This is a genomic window from Pseudomonas sp. GM33 (genome assembly GCF_000282295.1).
Taxonomy (GTDB): Bacteria; Pseudomonadota; Gammaproteobacteria; order Pseudomonadales; family Pseudomonadaceae; genus Aquipseudomonas; species Aquipseudomonas laurylsulfatiphila.
In genome coordinates this window covers 1-18,746 of sequence record NZ_AKJO01000050.1, presented here as the reverse complement: position 1 = coordinate 18,746, position 18,746 = coordinate 1, and the positions used below count along the sequence as shown (strand labels likewise).

The following is an 18,746-nucleotide window of genomic DNA, read 5'->3' as shown; positions in this document are numbered from 1 at the left end:
GCCCCATGCGCAATTCTGGATGGAGTGAGACGCTGCCCGGCCCGCCGTTGTGGCTGCTCGCCGAGCTGACTTACCGCTGCCCGTTGCAGTGCCCCTATTGCTCCAATCCGTTGGACTTTGCCCGGCACGGCGAGGAACTGAGCACGCAAGAATGGATTCGCGTATTCCGCGAGGCGCGGGACATGGGCGCCGCGCAATTGGGCTTTTCCGGTGGTGAGCCGCTGGTGCGACAGGACCTCGCCGAACTGATCAAGGCCGCCCGGGACATGGGCTACTACACCAATCTGATCACCTCCGGCATCGGCCTGACCGAGCAGAAGGTGCGCGACTTCAAGGTGGCCGGGCTGGACCATATCCAGATCAGCTTCCAGGCCGCCGACGAAGCGGTGAACAACATGCTCGCCGGCTCGCGCAAGGCCTTTGCCCAGAAACTCGCCATGGCCCGTGCGGTGAAAGCCCAGGGCTATCCGATGGTGCTGAACTTCGTCACCCATCGGCACAACATCGACCGCATCGCGCAGATCATCGAGCTGTGCCTGGAACTGGAGGCGGACTTTGTCGAATTGGCCACCTGCCAGTTCTATGGCTGGGCTGAACTCAACCGCGTCGGCCTGCTGCCCACCCGCGAGCAATTGCAGCGCGCCGAGCGCATCACTAACCAATACCGCGAACGCCTTGAAGCCCAGGGCCACCCGTGCAAGCTGATCTTCGTCACCCCGGACTACTACGAGGAACGTCCCAAGACCTGCATGAACGGCTGGGCCAACCTGTTTCTCGACATCACCCCCGACGGCACGGCCTTGCCTTGCCACAGCGCCCGACAGTTGCCGGTAGCGTTTCCCAACGTGCGCGAGCACAGCCTCTCGCACATCTGGAACGATTCGTTCGGCTTCAATCGTTTTCGCGGCGACGACTGGATGAAGGAGCCGTGCCGCTCCTGCGACGAAAAGCACAAGGACCTGGGCGGGTGCCGCTGCCAGGCCTTCATGCTGACCGGCGATGCCGCCAATGCCGACCCGGTGTGCAGCAAGTCGCCGCACCACGGGGTGATCCTCAAGGCCCGTGAGGAAGCCGAGGCGCCGGGGATGGGGATCGAACACCTGACGCTGCGCAACGCGAAGGCTTCGCAGCTGATCTATCGCGGCTAGTCCAGTGACACTGATCCCTGTGGGAGCGAGCTTGCTCGCGATGAGGGCGGCACATTCAACATTGATGTCGACTGTGAGGCAGCTATCGCGGGCAAGCCCGCTCCCACAGGGGGGCTGCGGTGAATTCGAATGTGAGTACACCCCAGGCAGTGCTACCCATTGGTCTGATTGCATTCACAGCAGGATGGTTTAGTGTGGTTTCTACCTTCCAAAACAATAAAAACAGGCTTTCCAATGAGCCAGAGTCTCAACCAGCTGCGCAAGTTCGTTTCCCCTGAAATCATCTTCGGTGCCGGTAGCCGGCACAGTGTCGGCAATTACGCCAAGACCTTTGGTGCACGCAAGGTCCTGGTGGTCAGTGATCCCGGCGTGATCGCCGCCGGTTGGGTCGCCGATGTCGAGGCCAGCCTGCAGGCGCTGGGCATCGAATACTGCCTGTACAGCGATGTCTCGCCCAACCCTCGGGTTGAAGAGGTGATGCTCGGTGCCGAGATGTACCGGGAAAACCACTGCGACGTGATCGTCGCCGTGGGTGGCGGCAGCCCGATGGACTGCGGCAAGGGTATCGGCATTGTCGTCGCCCATGGCCGCAGCATTCTCGATTTCGAGGGCGTGGACACCATCCGCGTGCCCAGCCCGCCGCTGATCCTGATTCCGACCACTGCCGGCACCTCGGCCGATGTCTCGCAATTCGTGATCATTTCCAATCAGCAGGAGCGCATGAAGTTCTCCATCGTCAGCAAGGCCGTGGTGCCGGACGTTTCGCTGATCGATCCGGAAACCACCTTGAGCATGGATCCGTTCCTGTCGGCCTGTACCGGCATCGACGCCTTGGTGCATGCCATCGAGGCCTTCGTGTCCACCGGCCACGGGCCGCTGACCGACCCCCACGCGCTGGAGGCGATGCGCCTGATCAATGGCAACCTGGTGCAGATGATCGCCAACCCGAGCGACATTGCCCTGCGCGAGAAGATCATGCTCGGCAGCATGCAGGCCGGGCTGGCGTTTTCCAACGCCATCCTGGGCGCCGTGCATGCCATGTCCCACAGCCTCGGCGGCTTTCTCGACCTGCCCCACGGCCTGTGCAACGCGGTGCTGGTCGAGCATGTGGTGGCCTTCAATTACAACTCGGCACCAGAGCGTTTCAAGGTAATCGCCGAGACGTTCGGCATCGACTGCCGGGGCCTGAATCACCGGCAGATCTGCGGGCGGCTGGTCGAACACCTGATCGCCCTCAAGCACGCCATCGGCTTTCACGAAACCCTCGGTTTGCATGGCGTGCGGACCTCGGACATTCCGTTCCTGTCGCAGCATGCGATGCACGATCCGTGCATCCTGACCAACCCGCGTGAATCCAGCCAGCGCGATGTCGAGGTCGTCTATGGCGAAGCCCTCTGACGAGCAACAACGGGCCCTGACCGGGCTGCTGGGGCTGGGCAGCCATTCGGCGCGCAAGAGTCATTACCCGGAACTGGCCGCGCGCCTGGATGATCTGGAAGCCGAGCGCAACCGCTACAAGTGGCTGTTCGAAAACGCGGTGCACGGGATCTTCCAGGCCAGCCTGCACGATGGCATGCGCGCCGCCAACCCGGCGCTGGCACACATGCTCGGCTACCAGGACCCGCAGGAGGTGCTGTTCTCCCTGACCGACCTGGGCAGCACCCTGTTCGTGGACGGCGCGCAGGAACTGGAAGCCATCGGCGAAATCCTCAGGCACCAGCGCAGCCTGCACGGCTATGAAACCCGCTTGCGGCGCAAGGACGGCAGTCACCTGGATGTATTGATGAACCTGCTGCTCAAGCCCGGCCAGGAAGGCCTGGTGGAAGGGTTCGTCTCCGATATCACCGAGCGCAAGCTGGCCCAGCGACGCCTGCAGCAACTCAATGACGAACTGGAGCAGCGCGTCGTCGCGCGCACCGATGAATTGCTCGAAGCCAACCGTAACCTTCAGCAGCAGATCACCCAGCGTAAACAGATTGCCAAGGCCTTGCGCGATGCCCGCGATGCCGCCGAGGCCGCCAACCACAGCAAGGACAAATACCTCGCCGCCGCCAGCCACGACCTGCTGCAACCGCTGAACGCCGCGCGGTTGCTGATTTCGACTTTGCGCGAACGCAAGTTGCCGGAAGCCGAGCAGGTGCTGGTGGAACGCACTCACCAGGCCCTGGAAGGGGCCGAAGACCTGCTGACGGATCTGCTGGACATTTCCCGGCTCGATCAGGCCGCGGTCAAGCCGGACATCGCGTTGTACCGCCTCGACGAACTGCTGGGGCCTCTGGTGTCGGAGTTCCAGTCCGTCGCCCAGGCAGCCGGCTTGAATCTGCGGGTGCACATGGCCGATTACGCCATCAGCACCGACTTGCGCCTGATGACGCGGATCCTGCGCAACTTCCTCAGCAATGCCTGCCGCTACACCGATGACGGCAGCATCCTGCTGGCGGCAAGGCGTCGGGGCGAGATGTTGCGCCTGGAGGTCTGGGACACCGGGCGTGGCATCGCCGCCGACCGGCTCGATTCGATCTTCCTCGAGTTCAACCAACTGGACGTCGGCCGCGCCGCCGACCGTAAGGGCGTGGGCCTGGGGTTGGCGATTGTCGAGCGCATCGCCAAGATCCTTGGCTACAGGATTGGCGTTCACTCGTTGCCGGGGCGGGGTTCGATGTTCAGCATCGAGGTGCCGTTATCCGATGAGGTTCCATTGCCCGTGAGCCAGGCGGTGCCACAGCCGGGCACCGGCAACCCGTTGCCGGGACGCCGTTTACTGGTGATCGACAACGAAGTGAGCATTCTCCAGAGCATGGGCGCGTTGCTCGGGCAGTGGGGCTGCGAGGTTCTGGTTGCCACCGATGAAGCGGCTGCGCTGGCGGCGTTAGGCGGGCAGGCGCCGGAACTGATTCTCGCGGACTACCACCTCGATCACGGGGTGGTCGGCTGTGATGTGGTGCGACATTTGCGTGAGCATTTCCACCAGGACATTCCCGCGGTGATCATTACTGCCGACCGCACCGACCATTGTCGGCGTGCGTTGCAGCGGCTCAACGCGCCCTTGTTGAACAAACCGGTGAAGCCCGGCAAGTTGCGAGCGGTGCTGAGTCAACTGTTGGGGGCATCTGCCTGAAACGGCCGATACTGCAGGGTCAAGCCCAGTTCGATGGCTTGACCTTGCTCCAGCAAACGCAACCCCGGCCGACCGGGCAGGTGGTGCGCGTTGACCGGGTGGCTCACCGGTTCGATGCAGAAAAATTCCAGGCCCACCGGGCAGTAGAGCAGGTAGTAATCGCTGCCGGTGGCCTGGCAGTCCAGTTCGTATCCGAGGTCGGGCTGACGGATCAGGCAGTGGCCGTTCCATTCGCAGAAGCCGTTGTCCACGAGCGATTCGGGCAATGGCTTGAGCTGCTGAAAATCCCACTCGACCGGCAATGCGCTGAGTTGCGTCGGTAGTTTTTTCTCGTTGCACAACCATACCTCGCGAGCCGTGGCCTGCAGTCGGGTGTGGGTGGTGCGTGGCAGATACGGATGCAGGCCCAGTCCATGCCAGGCCGCGTGTTCGGCCAGATGGGTGACGCTCAATTCGATGCTCAGCTTGCCCGCGTTCAAATGGAAACGCTGGCGGGCGCGATAAGCGAAGGGGGTTGTGCTGTCGAGTTGCAGGACCACTTCATTTTCCGACCGGGAAACCACATCCCACGCCTGCTGCCAGGCGCTGCCGTGAATCGGCAGGGGATCGGTGAGGCTGTTGGACGCCAATGCCAGCCAGCCATCGGGGCAGTCGAAGCCGTCTTCGGCGATGCGGTTGGACCAGGGGATCAAGGGAAAGCAGCCGAGCTTGCCGGGCAGGCCGGTGTTCAGGGCGTGCTCATCGGCGTGGCGCAGCAAGGGCTGGCCGCTGCTGCGCACGGTCCAGTTGACGATGCTGGCGCCAATGTCGGGGGCGAGGGTGAGGCGGGTGAGGTCGTCTTCGAGTTCGAGCAGATTCATTGTTTTTCGTTCTGCGTTGGAAGGGGGGAAAGATCGCAGCCTCGTTGCACTCGACAGCTCCTACAGGTGCAACGAGGCTGCGATCCGTCAGGACTTGAACAAAGGCTCAGGCAATCCCTTCACCCCGGGATCAAGGGCAAAGACGCCACCGGCCAGCGACTGAAGGTCATGGTCATCGCCGGGGCGAATCGAGGTCACGAAAAGGGTGTCCAGTCGACTGCCGCCGAAGGCGCACATGGTGGGTTTCTTCACCGGTACGGCGAGGGAACGGTCAAGTCGGCCATCGGGTGTGAAGCGGTGGATCAAGCCGGCGTCGTTGGCGCAAATCCAGTAGCAGCCATCGGCGTCGACTGCCGCACCGTCGGGTCGACCTTCGTGCTCGTTCATGTCAACGAACACGCGGCGGTTGGAAGGGGTGCCGGTTTCGATGTCGTAGTCGAAGGCCCAGATCTGCTGGACCTGCGGATGGGAGTCGGACAGGTACATGGTGCGCCCGTCCGGGCTGAAGCCCAGGCCGTTGGGCACGATGAACCCGCTCAGCCGGGAATCGAGGGGCCCGTGTTGCCCGGCGCTGTAGCGGTACAACGTGCCGTTGGCGGCGTTGGCGCCCATGTTCAGCACCATGCTGCCGGCCCAGAAGCGTCCTTGGCGATCGCAGCGGCCGTCGTTCAGGCGCATGTCGGCGCGGGCATGGTCGACGTGGGCCAAGGGTTCACTGTCGAGACTGCCGTCGTTGCGCGGATGCAGGCGAAAGAACCCGCTTTCCATGCCGGCGACCCAGCCGCCGTCGGCATGACGCGCGATGCAAGCGAGCATCTCCGGGGTTTTCCAGGTATCTACCTGCCCGGTGTCGGCACTCCAGCGCTGTAAACCGCCGGCGGGAATATCGACCCAGTACAGAGCGCTTTCTTCAGGCACCCAGACCGGGCTTTCACCGACTGCGTTACGGGCGTCGACAATCAATTCAGCTTGCATGGCAACTCATTCCCTTGGTTTTTGTTGTGGGGATCAAGCGGGGCGCGAAGGTTCAGTCACCGAACGGGCCGGCTACGCAGAAGGCGCCGCCCTGGTACAGCCGCGCCGGGTCATCGGCGGCAGGCATCGGCTGGGCTTCGATTTTTTCGCGGAACTGTTCGGAGCTGTCCTGCGCGACAAAACCCAGGGCTGTAGCGTAGCGGTTGTCCCACCAGACGTCCTTGTTGTCGGACACGCCGTAGACCACGGTGTGGCCGACGTTCGGGGTGTACAAGGCGCGTTCGAGCAGTTGCGTCAGGTCGCCGAAACTCAGCCAGGTGCTCATCATCCGTCGGTTGTGCGGCTCGGGGAACGAGGAGCCGATGCGCACGCTGACGGTCTCGATGCCATAGCGGTCGAAGTAGAACGTGGCCATGTCTTCGCCGTAGGACTTGGACAGGCCGTAGTAGCTGTCGGGGCGGCGAGGGGAGTGGGCGTCAATGACTTCGTCCTGCCGGTAGAAGCCGATCACGTGGTTGGAACTGGCGAAGATCACCCGCTTCACCCCGTGGCGGCGCGCGGCTTCGTAGATGTGGAACACGCCACAGATGTTGGCGCCGAGGATCTCTTCGAACGAGTGCTCGGTCGACACACCGCCGAAGTGCAGGATTGCGTCCACGCCTTCGACCAGTTGATGCACCGCTTGCTTGTCGGCGAGGTCGCACGGCATCACTTCTTCGCGATCATCGATGGCGGGCGCGATGTCGGCGATGTCCGACAGGCGAATGACATTGGCGTAAGGGCGCAGGCTTTCGCGCAGGACTTTGCCGAGGCCACCGGCGGCGCCGGTCAGCAGCAGGCGGTTGAAAGGGGGGCGGGCGGTTGCTGTGGTCGTCATGGGAATCCTGGGTGCGCGGTTGTTGTTATTGATTTGTTGTAGGTTGTCGTATGACTTGGGTGAAGTATCGTTAGGGTCTCCGCTGCTTGTCAACGCGGCATGGGTGGAAATTGACGGAGGGTCGTCCTGTCCTGTCCTGTCCTGTCCTGCTCTGTTCTGTGGGAGCGAGCTTGCTCGCGATGGTCGTCAACGATAACGCTGGAAACCTGATACCCCGTGGCGTTCTCGGGTTCATCGCGAGCAAGCTCGCTCCTACAGGGGCTGGTGTTGATGCCTATGATTTACAACAACGAAATCGGGTAGCTGATGAAAATGCGGTTTTCATCGAATTCGTTGGTGCTGAAACTCTTGCGGATACTCGCGTTACGCCATTTCACGTTGAGGTTTTTCAGCACACCGCTCTGCACCGTGTAGGCCAGTTCGGATTCGCGACCCCATTCCTTGCCGTCGGTGATCGCGCCTGTGTGCACGTTGTCACCACTGATGTAGCGGTTCATCAGGGTCAGGCCGGGAATGCCGAGGGCGACGAAGTTGTAGTCGTGGCGCACCTGCCAGGATTTCTCCCGGGCGTTGTCATAGCTGGAGTTGTAGCTGTCGTTGGCCAGGGTGCCGCCGCTGGTGCCGTTGACCCGCATCCACACGTCGTCGCCGGTGAGTTTTTGCAGGCCGACATAGAAGGTGTTGCCGCCATATTTGGCCGAGAGCAGGGCAAACGCGGTCTTGTTGTCGAGGTCACCGGCCTTGGCGCTGCCGTCTTCCTTGCCGATGAAGTAGCCCAGGTTGGCGCCAAGGGTCCAGTCGCCGACGGGCTGGCTGTGGGTCAGGTTGAAGTATTGCTGCTGGTAAATGTCGCTGAGTTCCGAGTACCAGACGCCGACCTGCGTGCGCTTTTCATTGAATGCGTATTCACCGCCGCCGAAGTTGAAACGGTCTGAAGTGAACGCCGTTTTTCCGTTCATGAACATGTCTTCCATGCTCGCGTCATTGCGCGGGCTGTTTTTCCGGAATTGACCGCCATACAGCGTCAGGCCGCTGATTTCGGTGGACGTCACCTGGGCGCCCTGGAAGGTCTGCGGCAGTGAGCGGCCATCGTCGGAACGCAGGATCGGCAGCACCGGCATCCATTCGCCGACCTTCAATTCGGTTTTCGAAATCTTGCCTTTGAGCGCCACGCCCAGGCGGCCGAAATTGTCGGCCGGGCGGCCGTCGTCGTGGATCGGCAACAGCTGCGTGCCGCCAGTGCCCTTGCCGCCATCGAGCTTCTGCGAATACAGGCCCAATACATCGACACCGAAACCCACGGTGCCCTGGGTGAACCCGGACCTGGCATCGAGGATGAAGTTTTGCGTCCACTCTTCAGCCTTGCCCTGGGGGTAGGCCGGGTTGATGTAATTGCGGTTGAAGTAGGCGTTGCGCAGGTTCAGCGTGGCCTTGGCGTCGTCGGTGAAACCTGCGGCTTGGGCGTTGATGGGCAAGACGAGGGCCAGCCCGCTGCAGCCGATCAGGCTCAAGGTTTGACGACGAGAAAGGTTTGCACGCGAAGAACGGGCAGACGAATTACGGACGAGCTTGCTCACTGTGACGCTCCCTTGTTTCTTGTTTTTATTGTTGTCATACGTCGTCGTACAACATTTTGAGCGATATTTGCGGGATTTTTGGGGGTTGTCAATCGGAAGTTATACGATGACTTGGTGCGGGGTGGATTAGATTTTGCGGCAGCGCGCTTTTGTGGCGAGGGGGCTTGCCCCCGTTGGGGCGCGTAGCGGCCCCTGTGATCTTTCAGGTATATCGAGGAGTTGGTAATTACGACTGCTTCGCAGCCGAACGGGGCGGTGCGGCGTTCCGACAAGCCCCCTCGCCACAAAGGCTCGCTCCCACAGGGAATGGATTGTCAGCTGGAAATCATGGGGGGCAGGGTACCCAGCAGCGAAACCGCCGCCACTGCACCAAGCCCCAGCATCCACTCCAGCATCACGCTGGTGCGCAATGCTTGCAGACGCTGCTCGCAATCATTGATCCGCAAGCGATTGAACAAAGCCAGGCCCAGCATCGTCGCCACCAACGTTGCCTTGATCAACAGGATCAGCGCAAACCCGCTGAACAACGGCGTCGGCCAGAACGCCCCGGTGAGCACCCTTACATTGATCAGCCCGGTGATCAGCAGTCCGGCGACCAGGCCGTAACCGACGCCGCTGAAACGCTGCAACATCACCTGGATCGAATGCCCCGCAGGCTGTCGCAGAATCATCACCAGCAACAACAGGCCGCCGAGCCAGGCACCCACGCAGAACAAGTGGATCAGTTGATTGAGGATCAGCAGCTGGCCTGCGCTGCCATCGAGCATGGCGCCGTGACCGACCGGGGCCAGGGTGGCCAGCAGCAGGCCGCTGAGGCTCAGGCGCAGTGCAAGGCTTGCGCGCAAGGGAGTCAGCAGCAACACCACCAACGCGAGGTTAATCAGCAAATGCCAGCGCCAGACCTGGCCGAAAAAGGTATTGCCCAGCACCAGGCCCAGGGTCGACGGATCGAAGGCCGCGTCCCAGGCCCCGGCCATGCTCGCGGTAATCAGCAACAACCAGCAGACACCGCTGGCCAGCGCCACCACGGCCAGCCAGCGGCAGGTGCGTGCCAGGCGCTGATCCAGTGCGCTTTCGTCACTGGATAGCAAGGGCCTGAACAGCCAGGCCCCGAACAGCATCAGCACCACGATGAAATGCAGGAAGCGGCACAGCACCAGCGCACTCGCCATGAGTTACTGGCCAACCTTGAAGGCGTAGGCACCTTCGCTTTTGTGGGTATCGACCGATACCGCGTGCCATTCGACCTTGTAGGTACCGGCGGTCAACGGCGCGACCGGGGTGACGACCAGGGTCTTCTTGTCGCTGCCTTCGGTGGCCAGTGCTTTGACCGTCACGGGTGCGCCATCCCGGGTCAGGGTGACTTTGGTGAAACTGGCCTCGATACCCTCGGAGAACTCCAGGCGCAATTGCGTTGGCGCGGTCACGGTGCTGTCGGCGGCCGGTATCTGGCTTTTCAGGTGGGCGTGGGCCAACACCGAAGAAGCGGCGAGCAGCGAGCCGAGCAGGGCAGCGACGGTCAGGGTTTTCTTCAGCAGCATCGTGAGTACCTCAGGCGGTTTCCAAGTGCGCAGAGTTTAGCTTTCCGACAGCGGCTGTACGAAGATTCGTTTTCCCCTGTCGCCGCAGTCCAGAGCGGATGCTAGTCTTGCTCAACGCTGTTGTCGGGGACCCGCATGGGCAATCACAAGATCGAGATTCGTCGCAGTAACGTCGAAAAAATCCTGCTGGGGGCGGAAAAGGTCTTCGCTGAAAAGGGCTTCGGCAGCACGGCCATGGCTGACATCGCCGCTGAAGTGCAACTGCCGCGGTCCAATCTGCATTACTACTTCAGCACCAAGACCGAATTGTACAGCGCGGTGCTGTTCGATTTGCTGGAAGTCTGGAAGCAGGACGCGCTGTGCTTCGAGATGTTCGACGACCCGCGCGTGGTACTCAGCAGCTACATCCGCGCCAAGATGAACCATTCCCGCAGCCGGCCTTATGGTTCGAAAGTCTGGGCCAACGAAATCATCCACGGCGCGCCGACCCTCGGCGCAGCGCTGGATGCAAGCCTGTACGACTGGGCCAAGATGAAGGAAGCGAAAATCCGCCAGTGGGTGGACGACAAACGCATCCTGCCGGTGGAGCCGTCGAGCCTGCTGTACATGATCTGGGCCTCGACCCAGCACTATGCCGACTTCGATCACCAGGTGACTATTCTCAACGACCACCAACCGCTGTCGGACATGCAATTTGAAAAAGCAGTGCAGACGGTGACCAGTGTGATTTTGCGGGGGATCGGGTTGGAGCCTTGAGGTCTGTGTTGTACCGGCTGACGCCATCGCGAGCAAGCTCGCTCCCACAGGGGATCTCAGTGTTAATACGATCCCTGTGGGAGCGAGCTTGCTCGCGATGGCGTCAGTTCAGGCGCAGCTGGCCTCAAGGGCTAACGTGATACGGATTCCTCGGATCATGATTCCAGTCCAGGAACGGCTTGCCAGTCTCCACCGGCACCATCTCGATACAGTCCTGCACCGGGCAGGTGATCTGGCACAGGTTGCAGCCCACGCACTCCTCATCGATCACCTGGTACTTGTGCGTGCCATCCGCTTGCTTGAGGCTGGCCACGGCCTGGTGCGAGGTGTCCTCACAGGCAATGTGGCAACGACCACAGCCGATGCATGCCTCCTGGTCGATTTTCGCGATCACCTGGTAGTTGATGTCCAGGTACTTCCAGTCCGTGGTGTTGCCCACCGCGCGCCCGGAAAATTCCGCGATGCTGGCGTAGCCCTGAGTGTCCATCCAGCGTGACAATCCGTCCTTCATGTCTTCGACAATCCGGAAGCCATGCAGCATCGCCGCCGTGCACACCTGCACCGCGCCGCTGCCCAACGCGATGAATTCCGCGGCGTCGCGCCAGTTGCCGATGCCGCCGATGCCGCTGATCGGCAGACCTTGGGTCTGCGGGTCACGGGCGATTTCGGCGACCATGTTCAAGGCAATCGGCTTGACGGCCGAGCCACAGTAACCGCCATGGGTGCTTTGGCTGCCGACCATGGGGTTGGCCACCATGCGTTCGAGGTTGACGCTGGTGATAGAGTTGATGGTGTTGATCAGCGACACCGCATCGGCACCGCCACGGTGGGCCGCGCGGGCGGCGACGCGGATGTCGGTGATGTTCGGCGTGAGCTTGACGATCACCGGCAGCGAGCAATAGGTCTTGCACCAGCGGGTGACCTGTTCCACGTATTCCGGCACCTGGCCGACCGCCGCGCCCATGCCACGTTCCGGCATGCCGTGGGGGCAACCGAAGTTCAGTTCGATGCCGTCGGCACCCGTGGCCTCCACCAGCGGCAGGATGTGTTTCCAGGATTCCTCGACGCAGGGCACCATCAAGGACACGATCAGCGCACGATCCGGCCAGTCCTTTTTGACCTGGGTGATTTCCCGCAGGTTGATCTCCAGCGAGCGGTCGGTGATCAGTTCGATGTTGTTAAAGCCCAGCACCTCCCTGTTCGCCCCGAAGTGCGCCGAGTAGCGCGACGACACGTTTACCGCCGCCGGATCTTCCCCCAGGGTTTTCCAGACCACGCCGCCCCAGCCGGCCTCGAAGGCGCGGACCACGTTATAGGCTTTGTCGGTAGGTGGCGCGGAGGCCAGCCAGAACGGATTGGGTGCCTTGATGCCGGCGAAGACAATCGACAGATCGGCCATTTACGCAGCCTCCACGTTGAGCATCAGTTGAGTGTTGATCGCCTCGGCGGCGCGCTTGCCGTGTTGCACCGCTTGCACCGTCAGGTCTTGATCGAGACTGGTGCAGTCGCCGCCGGCATACACGCCGGGGATGCTGGTGCGCAGCTGTTCGTCGACTGCGATGCGCTCGCCCTGACGCGTGAGTTCGCGTGCCAGCGGATCGGCGAGGGCGTCGCTGTCGAAGGCCTGGCCGATGGCCTTGAAGATCGCGTCGGCGGCCAGTTCGAAGGTTTCACCGGTGGTTTGCAGGCGCCCTTCGACCAGGTGGGTGCGGGCGAAACGCATGCCGCGCACCCGGCCGTGGTCATCGAGCAGCACTTCTTCAGGTTGCGCCCAGGTCATCAGCCGCACCTGATTGGCCTTGGCAATCTCCTGTTCGTGATGGGTGGCGCCCATGTCTTCGACGCCGCGCCGGTACACCAGGTTCACGTCACGGGCGCCGAGACGGGCCATTTGCACGGCCATGTCGATGGCGGTGTTGCCCGCGCCGAGGACGATGCAATGGTCGGCCAGGGGCAATTGGCTCAGGTCATCGGCCTGGCGCAGTTCGCGGATGTAGTCGGTGGCGGCGAGCAGGCCGGGCGCGTCTTCGTGGGCCAGGCCCAGTTGCTTGCTGGCGTTGAGCCCGAGGCCGAGGAACACCGCATCGAACTGTTGATGCAGGTCGCTGAGGGTCAGGTTGTCCCCGAGTTTGTGCCCGTGGCGGATTTCGATTCCGCCGATTTCCAGCAGGAACTCAAGCTCCCGTTGCGCGTAGTCATCCACCAGTTTGTATTTGGCGATCCCGTATTCGTTGAGGCCGCCAGCCTTTTCCCGTGCCTCGAAGATCACCACGTCATGCCCGTGCATGGCGCTGCGGTGGGCGCAGGACAATCCGGCCGGACCGGCGCCCACCACGGCGATGCGTTTGCCGGTGGCGGCCGCACGCGGGAATGGGTGAGTACTGAAATGGGCGTTGTCCACGGCGTAGCGCTGCAACAGGCCGATCATGACCGGTGCGCATTCGTGAGCGTTGTTGCGCACGCAGGCTTGCTGGCAAAGGATTTCCGTCGGGCACACCCGGGCGCAACTGCCGCCGAGGATGTTGGCCGAGAGGATCTTCTGCGCGGCGCCTTGCACGTTGTCCTGCTGGATATTGCGGATGAACGAGGGAATGTCGATTTCGCTCGGGCAGGCATTCACGCAGGGCGCGTCGTAGCAATACAGGCAGCGCGAAGCTTCGAGGTGCGCCTGGCGCTCATTGAGTGGCGGTGCCAGATCGGTGAAATGGCCGGCGAGGGCGGCCGCATTCTCGACGGGATGCGGGAGGTGGTCCAGGGTCTTGATCACGGTGTTGGCCTCACGGTTATTTGAGGTGCTGCCTCTGAATGGGCATTGTTTTTTGTGTTGTCTGTGCGGGCCTCTTCGCGAGCAAGCCCGCTCCCACAGGATCTCGGGTGTTCACAAAACCTGTGGGAGCGAGCTTGCTCGCGATAGGCCGCAGGCCGCTCTCAGCGCTTCACCGCAACCGGCTGATTCAGCTCGGCTCGCTTGCTCAGCAAATCAAACACCGCCGGGTACGCCGGCCGTTCGATGTAGCGCCCGGCGCCACGCTCGGCCCGCAGGTCGCCGTCGGCCCAGACCACGCGGCCCTGGCTGATGGTGTGACTGGGCACGCCGCGCACGGTCTTGCCTTCGAAGATGTTGAAGTCCACCTGCTGATGGTGGGTCTTGGCGGAAATGGTCCGCGTGCCTTGCGGGTCCCACAGCACCAGGTCGGCATCGGCCCCCACGCGAATCGCGCCCTTGCGTGGGTAGAGGTTGAAGATCTTCGCGGTGTTGGTGGACGTCAGCGCGACGAATTGCTGCATCGAAAAGCGTCCGCTGTTCACCCCTTCATCCCACAACACTGCCATGCGGTCTTCGATGCCGGCGGTGCCGTTGGGGATCTTGCTGAAGTCGTCGCGGCCGGCGGCTTTTTGCTCGGCGCAGAAGCAGCAGTGGTCGGTGGCGGTGGTGTGCAGGTTGCCCGATTGCAGGCCATGCCAGAGCGCCTCTTGATGACCGCGAGGGCGGAATGGCGGGCTCATCACGTAACCGGCGGCGGTTTGCCAGTCCGGGTGGCGGTAGACACTGTCGTCCAACAGCAGGTGCCCGGCCAGCACTTCGCCGTACACCGGCTGGCCCTTGCCCCGGGCGTAGGTGATTTCGTCGAGGGCTTCCCTGGTCGAGACATGGACCAGATACAGCGGCGTACCCAGGGTTTCGGCGATGCGGATCGCCCGGCTCGCGGCCTCGCCTTCAACCTGTGACGGCCGCGACAGCGGATGCGCTTCCGGCCCGGTGATGCCCTGGGCCATCAGCTTGCGTTGCAGGTGATAGACCAGTTCGCCGTTTTCCGCATGCACGGTCGGCACCGCGCCCAGTTCCAGGCAGCGTTCGAAGCTCGCCACCAGGGTGTCATCGGCGGCCATGATCGCGTTCTTGTAGGCCATGAAGTGCTTGAAGCTGTTGACGCCGTGCTGGCTGACCAGTTCGGCCATTTCCTCGCGGACCTGGTCGCTCCACCAGGTGATGGCGACGTGAAAGCCGTAGTCCGACGCCGACTTCTCGGCCCAGCCGCGCCACTGATGGAAGGCTTCAAGCAAGGATTGCTGCGGGTTGGGAATCACGAAGTCGATGATCGAGGTGGTGCCGCCGGCCAGTCCCGCCGCCGTGCCACTGTAGAAGTCTTCGCTGGCCACGGTGCCCATGAAGGGCAGTTGCATGTGGGTGTGCGGGTCGATACCGCCGGGCATCAGGTATTGGCCGCTGCCGTCGAGCACTTCGGAGCCTGCGGGGATATCGAGGTTTTCGCCGATGGCCTTGATCACGCCGTCTGCGCAATACACATCGGCGCGATAACTTTCATCATGGGTAATAACGGTGGCGCCACGGATCAACAGAGACATTCCGAGTTCCTCGCAGGCAATGACCGGCTTGTGCCGGTTCTAGATGTTTTATATGACGCCAGCGTCAACAGGTGTATTCCTGTCATCGCTGTCAGGATTAAACGCTAGCTGCAGTTATTCGAATCGGCAAGAATATTTTTTATAAGCTTATGCAGTTATTAACTTATTGATATCTAACGATTAAATCAAAGAATCACCAAAATGGTGAACGACCTCACCATTTTGACGCACTTGACAGGATCGAAAAATAGTCAAGATTTCTTATGTGAAATCAGCTGTTTGAGTATGGTCTATGGTTGATGCGCAGCCATTGAAAAAAAGATCAACGCACCAGTTTGAGTCCTGACTGTCCGGACAACTTGCCTGGCGTTCGGCCTGAGTGGCCTGACAAATAGTCGAGTCAGCGAATAAAACTGATAAACATCAGTGGGTTGTAATGTGTTTATGGAACTGCCCGATGCGTAATCGGGGCACCCGGCACGTTTATTGATGCCGCCAGCCCCCGATGAGCAAAAAAATAATTCAAAGAACAGTGGAGCGGCCATGCAACAGATCAGATCGCAAGTGACCGAGCGCGACGGCTTGTTTGAGCTGGAAGCCGGCAGCGATGTCCTCGACAGTCCCCGTTACAACCATGACATTGCACCGACCAAGGTGCGCGAACGCACCTGGAACAAATGGCACATCACCGCGCTGTGGGTGGGCATGGCGATCTGCGTGCCGACCTACACCCTCGGTGGCGTGCTGACCGCGTACTTCGGTCTGACCGTCGGCGAAGCGCTGCTGGCGATTCTGTTTGCCAACATCATCGTGCTGATTCCCCTGACCCTGAACGCCTTTCCCGGCACCAAGTACGGCATTCCCTTTCCGGTGTTGCTGCGCTCGTCCTTCGGCGTGCTCGGTTCCAACATTCCGTGCCTGATCCGCGCGCTGGTGGCGTGCGGCTGGTTCGGCATCCAGACCATGTTCGGCGGGTTGGCGATTCACCTGTTCCTCGGCTCGGTGTTTGAGGGCTGGAAGTCCCTGGGCGGCACTGGCGAGGTCATCGGCTTCATGGTGTTCTGGGCGCTGAACCTGTGGGTGGTGATACGCGGCGCCGAGTCGATCAAATGGCTGGAAACCCTGTCTGCACCGCTGTTGGTACTGGTGGGCGCAGGGCTGCTGGTCTGGGCCATGCCGAACGTGTCGATGACCGAGTTGCTGGCGATTCCGGCCAAGCGTCCCGAAGGCGCCGGGGTGGCCAGTTATTTCGCCGCCGGGCTGACCGCGATGGTCGGCTTCTGGGCCACGCTGTCACTGAACATTCCGGACTTCAGCCGCTACGCGAAAAGCCAGAAGGATCAGATTGTCGGGCAGATCATCGGCCTGCCGCTGACCATGTTCCTGTTTGCTTCCCTGGGTGTGGTGATGACAGCGGCCTCGGTGAAGCTGGTGGGCGTGACGGTTTCCGATCCGGTGACCCTGATCGGCCATATCCAGAGCCCGGTGTGGGTCGCACTGGCCATGGCGCTGATCATCATCGCCACGCTGTCGACCAATACCGCAGCGAATATCGTGTCGCCGACCAATGACTTTCAGAACATCGCCCCCAAGGTGATCAACCGCACCAACGCCGTGCTGCTGACCGGCTTCGTCGGCTTGGCGTTGATGGCTCATGAACTGCTGAAAAAACTTGGCCTGATCGTTTCCGATCTCAGCCTGGAAACCGTTTATTCCAACTGGTTGCTCGGCTATTCCAGCCTGCTCGGGCCGATCGCCGGGATCATGGTGGTGGACTATTTCCTGATCAAGAAACAGCAACTGGACCTTGCCGGCCTGTACCGCGATGACGTGTATCCGGCGTGGAACTGGAGCGGTTTCATGGCCTTCGGTGTGCCGGTGGCGTTGACGCTGCTGTCGCTTGGCAGCGATGCCTTCAGCTGGTTCTACAGCTACGGCTGGTTCACCGGCTCGATTTTGGGAGGGGTGATCTATTACGGGTTGAGTGTGATGCGGCCCAGCCCGTCTGTTGCGAAATCTGCGGTGTAGCGGCTGGCCTCTTCGCGAGCAAGCCCGCTCCCACATTTGGAATGCATTCCCCCTGTGGGAGCGGGCTTGCTCGCGAAGGCGGCCGCACAATCACCAAAGCACTGCCTGAAGAAACACACAAGAACAGCCAGAGGAGATCATCATGAACGCGGCCGTCGACGTTCTGCAGTCCAGCCATCAACACATCAACCGCGACCGCCTGTGGCAGTCGCTCATGGACCTGGCCAAACTCGGCGCCACGGTCAAGGGTGGGGTGTGTCGCCTGGCCCTGACCGATCTCGATCGCCAGGCCCGGGACATCTTCGTCAAATGGTGTGTCGATGCCGGCTGCACCGTCAGCATCGACGCGATCGGCAACATCTTCGCCCGACGCCCCGGGCGCAATCCCGACCTGCCACCGGTGATGACCGGCAGCCACATCGACACCCAGCCCACCGGCGGCAAGTTCGATGGCTGCTTCGGTGTATTGGCGGGGGTCGAGGTGCTGCGCACCCTCAATGACCTGAACATCGAAACCGAAGCACCGCTGGAGGTGGTGGTCTGGACCAACGAAGAAGGCTCGCGCTTTGCCCCGTGCATGATGGGCTCCGGCGTGTTCGCGGAAAAATTCACCCTCGAAGAAACCCTGGCCAAGGTCGATGCCGATGGCGTGACCGTGGGTGAGGCGTTGAATGCCATTGGCTACGCCGGCCCGCGTAAAGTCAGCGGTCACAAGGTCGGGGCCTATTTCGAAGCCCACATCGAGCAAGGCCCGATCCTGGAAGACGAACGCAAGACCATTGGCGTGGTCATGGGCGCTCTCGGGCAGAAATGGTTCGACCTGAAACTGCGTGGCGTCGAAGCCCACGCCGGCCCGACCCCGATGCACCTGCGCAAGGACGCCCTGGTCGGCGCCGCGGTGATCGTCGGTGCGCTCAACCGCGCCGCCCTCAGCCATCAACCCCATGCCTGTGGCACCGTCGGTTGTCTGCAAGCCTATCCCGGCTCGCGCAATGTCATTCCCGGCGAAGTGCGCATGACCCTGGACTTCCGCCACCTGGAACCGGAACGCCTGGACTCGATGATCGCCGAAGTGCGTGAAGTCATCGAAACCACCTGCGACGAACATGGCCTGACCTTCGAACTCACCCCGACTGCCGACTTCCCGCCGTTGTACTTCGACAAGGGCTGCGTCGAGGCTGTGCGCGGTGCCGCCCAAGGCCTGGGCCTGTCGCACATGGACATTGTCAGTGGGGCAGGGCACGACGCGATCTTCCTCGCCGAGCTCGGTCCGGCGGGGATGATCTTTGTGCCCTGCGAAGGCGGCATCAGCCACAACGAAATCGAAAACGCCGCGCCGGATGACCTGGCGGCCGGGTGTGCGGTGTTGTTGCGGGCGATGCTGGCGGCTTCTGAGGCCATCGCGAAGGGGAAACTGGCGGCCTGAAGATCAAAAGATCGCAGCCTGCGGCAGCTCCTACAGGGGAATGCGTTCTTATGTAGGAGCTGCCGTGTAGTG

Annotated in this window: 15 protein-coding genes; 6 read left to right on the top strand and 9 right to left on the bottom strand. The window is 61.8% G+C overall.

Annotated features, from left to right (window positions below):
* The first annotated feature begins 5 nt into the window (after window positions 1–5).
* The 3 genes from pqqE to PMI26_RS22065 all read left to right on the top strand — a co-directional run bounded on the left by pqqE (window position 6) and on the right by PMI26_RS22065 (window position 4,266).
* Window positions 6–1,148: a pyrroloquinoline quinone biosynthesis protein PqqE gene (gene pqqE, locus PMI26_RS22055; RefSeq protein WP_033047587.1), complete on the top strand. Its 1,143-nt coding sequence runs from the start codon at window positions 6–8 to the stop codon at window positions 1,146–1,148.
* Between the two features lie 234 nt (window positions 1,149–1,382).
* Window positions 1,383–2,546 (top strand): alcohol dehydrogenase-like regulatory protein ErcA, encoded by a 1,164-nt coding sequence (gene ercA / locus PMI26_RS22060; protein ID WP_007972176.1) that lies wholly within the window; start codon window positions 1,383–1,385, stop codon window positions 2,544–2,546.
* Window positions 2,530–4,266 carry a PAS domain-containing hybrid sensor histidine kinase/response regulator gene (locus PMI26_RS22065; protein ID WP_007972173.1) on the top strand — a complete coding sequence of 579 codons (1,737 nt, stop codon included), beginning with the start codon at window positions 2,530–2,532 and terminating at the stop codon, window positions 4,264–4,266. Before ercA ends, PMI26_RS22065 begins: the two co-directional genes overlap by 17 nt.
* Here the strand turns inward: PMI26_RS22065 and PMI26_RS22070 are convergent.
* The 6 genes from PMI26_RS22070 to copC all read right to left on the bottom strand — a co-directional run bounded on the left by PMI26_RS22070 (window position 4,242) and on the right by copC (window position 10,096).
* On the bottom strand, window positions 4,242–5,126 hold the full coding sequence (locus PMI26_RS22070) for an aldose 1-epimerase (protein WP_007972172.1): 885 nt from the start codon (window positions 5,124–5,126) through the stop codon (window positions 4,242–4,244). The genes PMI26_RS22065 and PMI26_RS22070 overlap by 25 nt on opposite strands.
* Before the next feature lie 87 nt (window positions 5,127–5,213).
* Entirely contained in the window at window positions 5,214–6,101 is an 888-nt protein-coding gene (locus PMI26_RS22075; RefSeq protein WP_007972170.1) for an SMP-30/gluconolactonase/LRE family protein, read from the bottom strand.
* 52 nt (window positions 6,102–6,153) lie between these two features.
* Entirely contained in the window at window positions 6,154–6,978 is an 825-nt protein-coding gene (locus PMI26_RS22080) for an NAD-dependent epimerase/dehydratase family protein (protein ID WP_007972168.1), read from the bottom strand.
* A gap of 281 nt (window positions 6,979–7,259) precedes the next feature.
* Window positions 7,260–8,555 (bottom strand): OprD family porin, encoded by a 1,296-nt coding sequence (locus PMI26_RS22085; RefSeq protein WP_007972166.1) that lies wholly within the window; start codon window positions 8,553–8,555, stop codon window positions 7,260–7,262.
* Between the two features lie 314 nt (window positions 8,556–8,869).
* Window positions 8,870–9,727: a copper homeostasis membrane protein CopD gene (copD, locus tag PMI26_RS22090; protein ID WP_007972164.1), complete on the bottom strand. Its 858-nt coding sequence runs from the start codon at window positions 9,725–9,727 to the stop codon at window positions 8,870–8,872.
* Between the two features lie 3 nt (window positions 9,728–9,730).
* A complete protein-coding gene (gene copC, locus PMI26_RS22095; RefSeq protein ID WP_007972162.1) occupies window positions 9,731–10,096 on the bottom strand; it encodes a copper homeostasis periplasmic binding protein CopC in 366 nt (121 codons plus the stop codon).
* Window positions 10,097–10,231: 135 nt separating this feature from the next.
* Between copC and PMI26_RS22100 the strand changes: the two genes are divergently transcribed.
* Window positions 10,232–10,852 (top strand): TetR/AcrR family transcriptional regulator, encoded by a 621-nt coding sequence (locus PMI26_RS22100; protein WP_007972160.1) that lies wholly within the window; start codon window positions 10,232–10,234, stop codon window positions 10,850–10,852.
* A 124-nt stretch (window positions 10,853–10,976) separates the two neighbouring features.
* On the opposite strand, the gene preA is transcribed toward PMI26_RS22100, so the two are convergent.
* The 3 genes from preA to hydA all read right to left on the bottom strand — a co-directional run bounded on the left by preA (window position 10,977) and on the right by hydA (window position 15,220).
* The gene (gene preA / locus PMI26_RS22105) at window positions 10,977–12,251 is read right to left on the bottom strand and encodes an NAD-dependent dihydropyrimidine dehydrogenase subunit PreA (protein ID WP_007972157.1); all 1,275 of its coding nucleotides are present in this window, start codon (window positions 12,249–12,251) and stop codon (window positions 10,977–10,979) included.
* The gene (locus tag PMI26_RS22110; RefSeq protein ID WP_007972154.1) at window positions 12,252–13,619 is read right to left on the bottom strand and encodes an NAD(P)-dependent oxidoreductase; all 1,368 of its coding nucleotides are present in this window, start codon (window positions 13,617–13,619) and stop codon (window positions 12,252–12,254) included.
* 161 nt (window positions 13,620–13,780) lie between these two features.
* Window positions 13,781–15,220, bottom strand: a complete 1,440-nt coding sequence (gene hydA, locus PMI26_RS22115; RefSeq protein WP_007972153.1) for a dihydropyrimidinase — start codon at window positions 15,218–15,220, stop codon at window positions 13,781–13,783.
* 543 nt (window positions 15,221–15,763) lie between these two features.
* Here hydA and PMI26_RS22120 point away from each other — a divergent pair.
* Together PMI26_RS22120 and PMI26_RS22125 are read left to right on the top strand one after the other, a co-directional pair.
* Window positions 15,764–17,248: an NCS1 family nucleobase:cation symporter-1 gene (locus tag PMI26_RS22120; protein ID WP_007972151.1), complete on the top strand. Its 1,485-nt coding sequence runs from the start codon at window positions 15,764–15,766 to the stop codon at window positions 17,246–17,248.
* Between the two features lie 142 nt (window positions 17,249–17,390).
* Window positions 17,391–18,674, top strand: coding sequence for a Zn-dependent hydrolase (locus tag PMI26_RS22125; RefSeq protein WP_007972150.1), 1,284 nt, complete (start codon window positions 17,391–17,393; stop codon window positions 18,672–18,674).
* Window positions 18,675–18,746 lie beyond the last annotated feature (72 nt).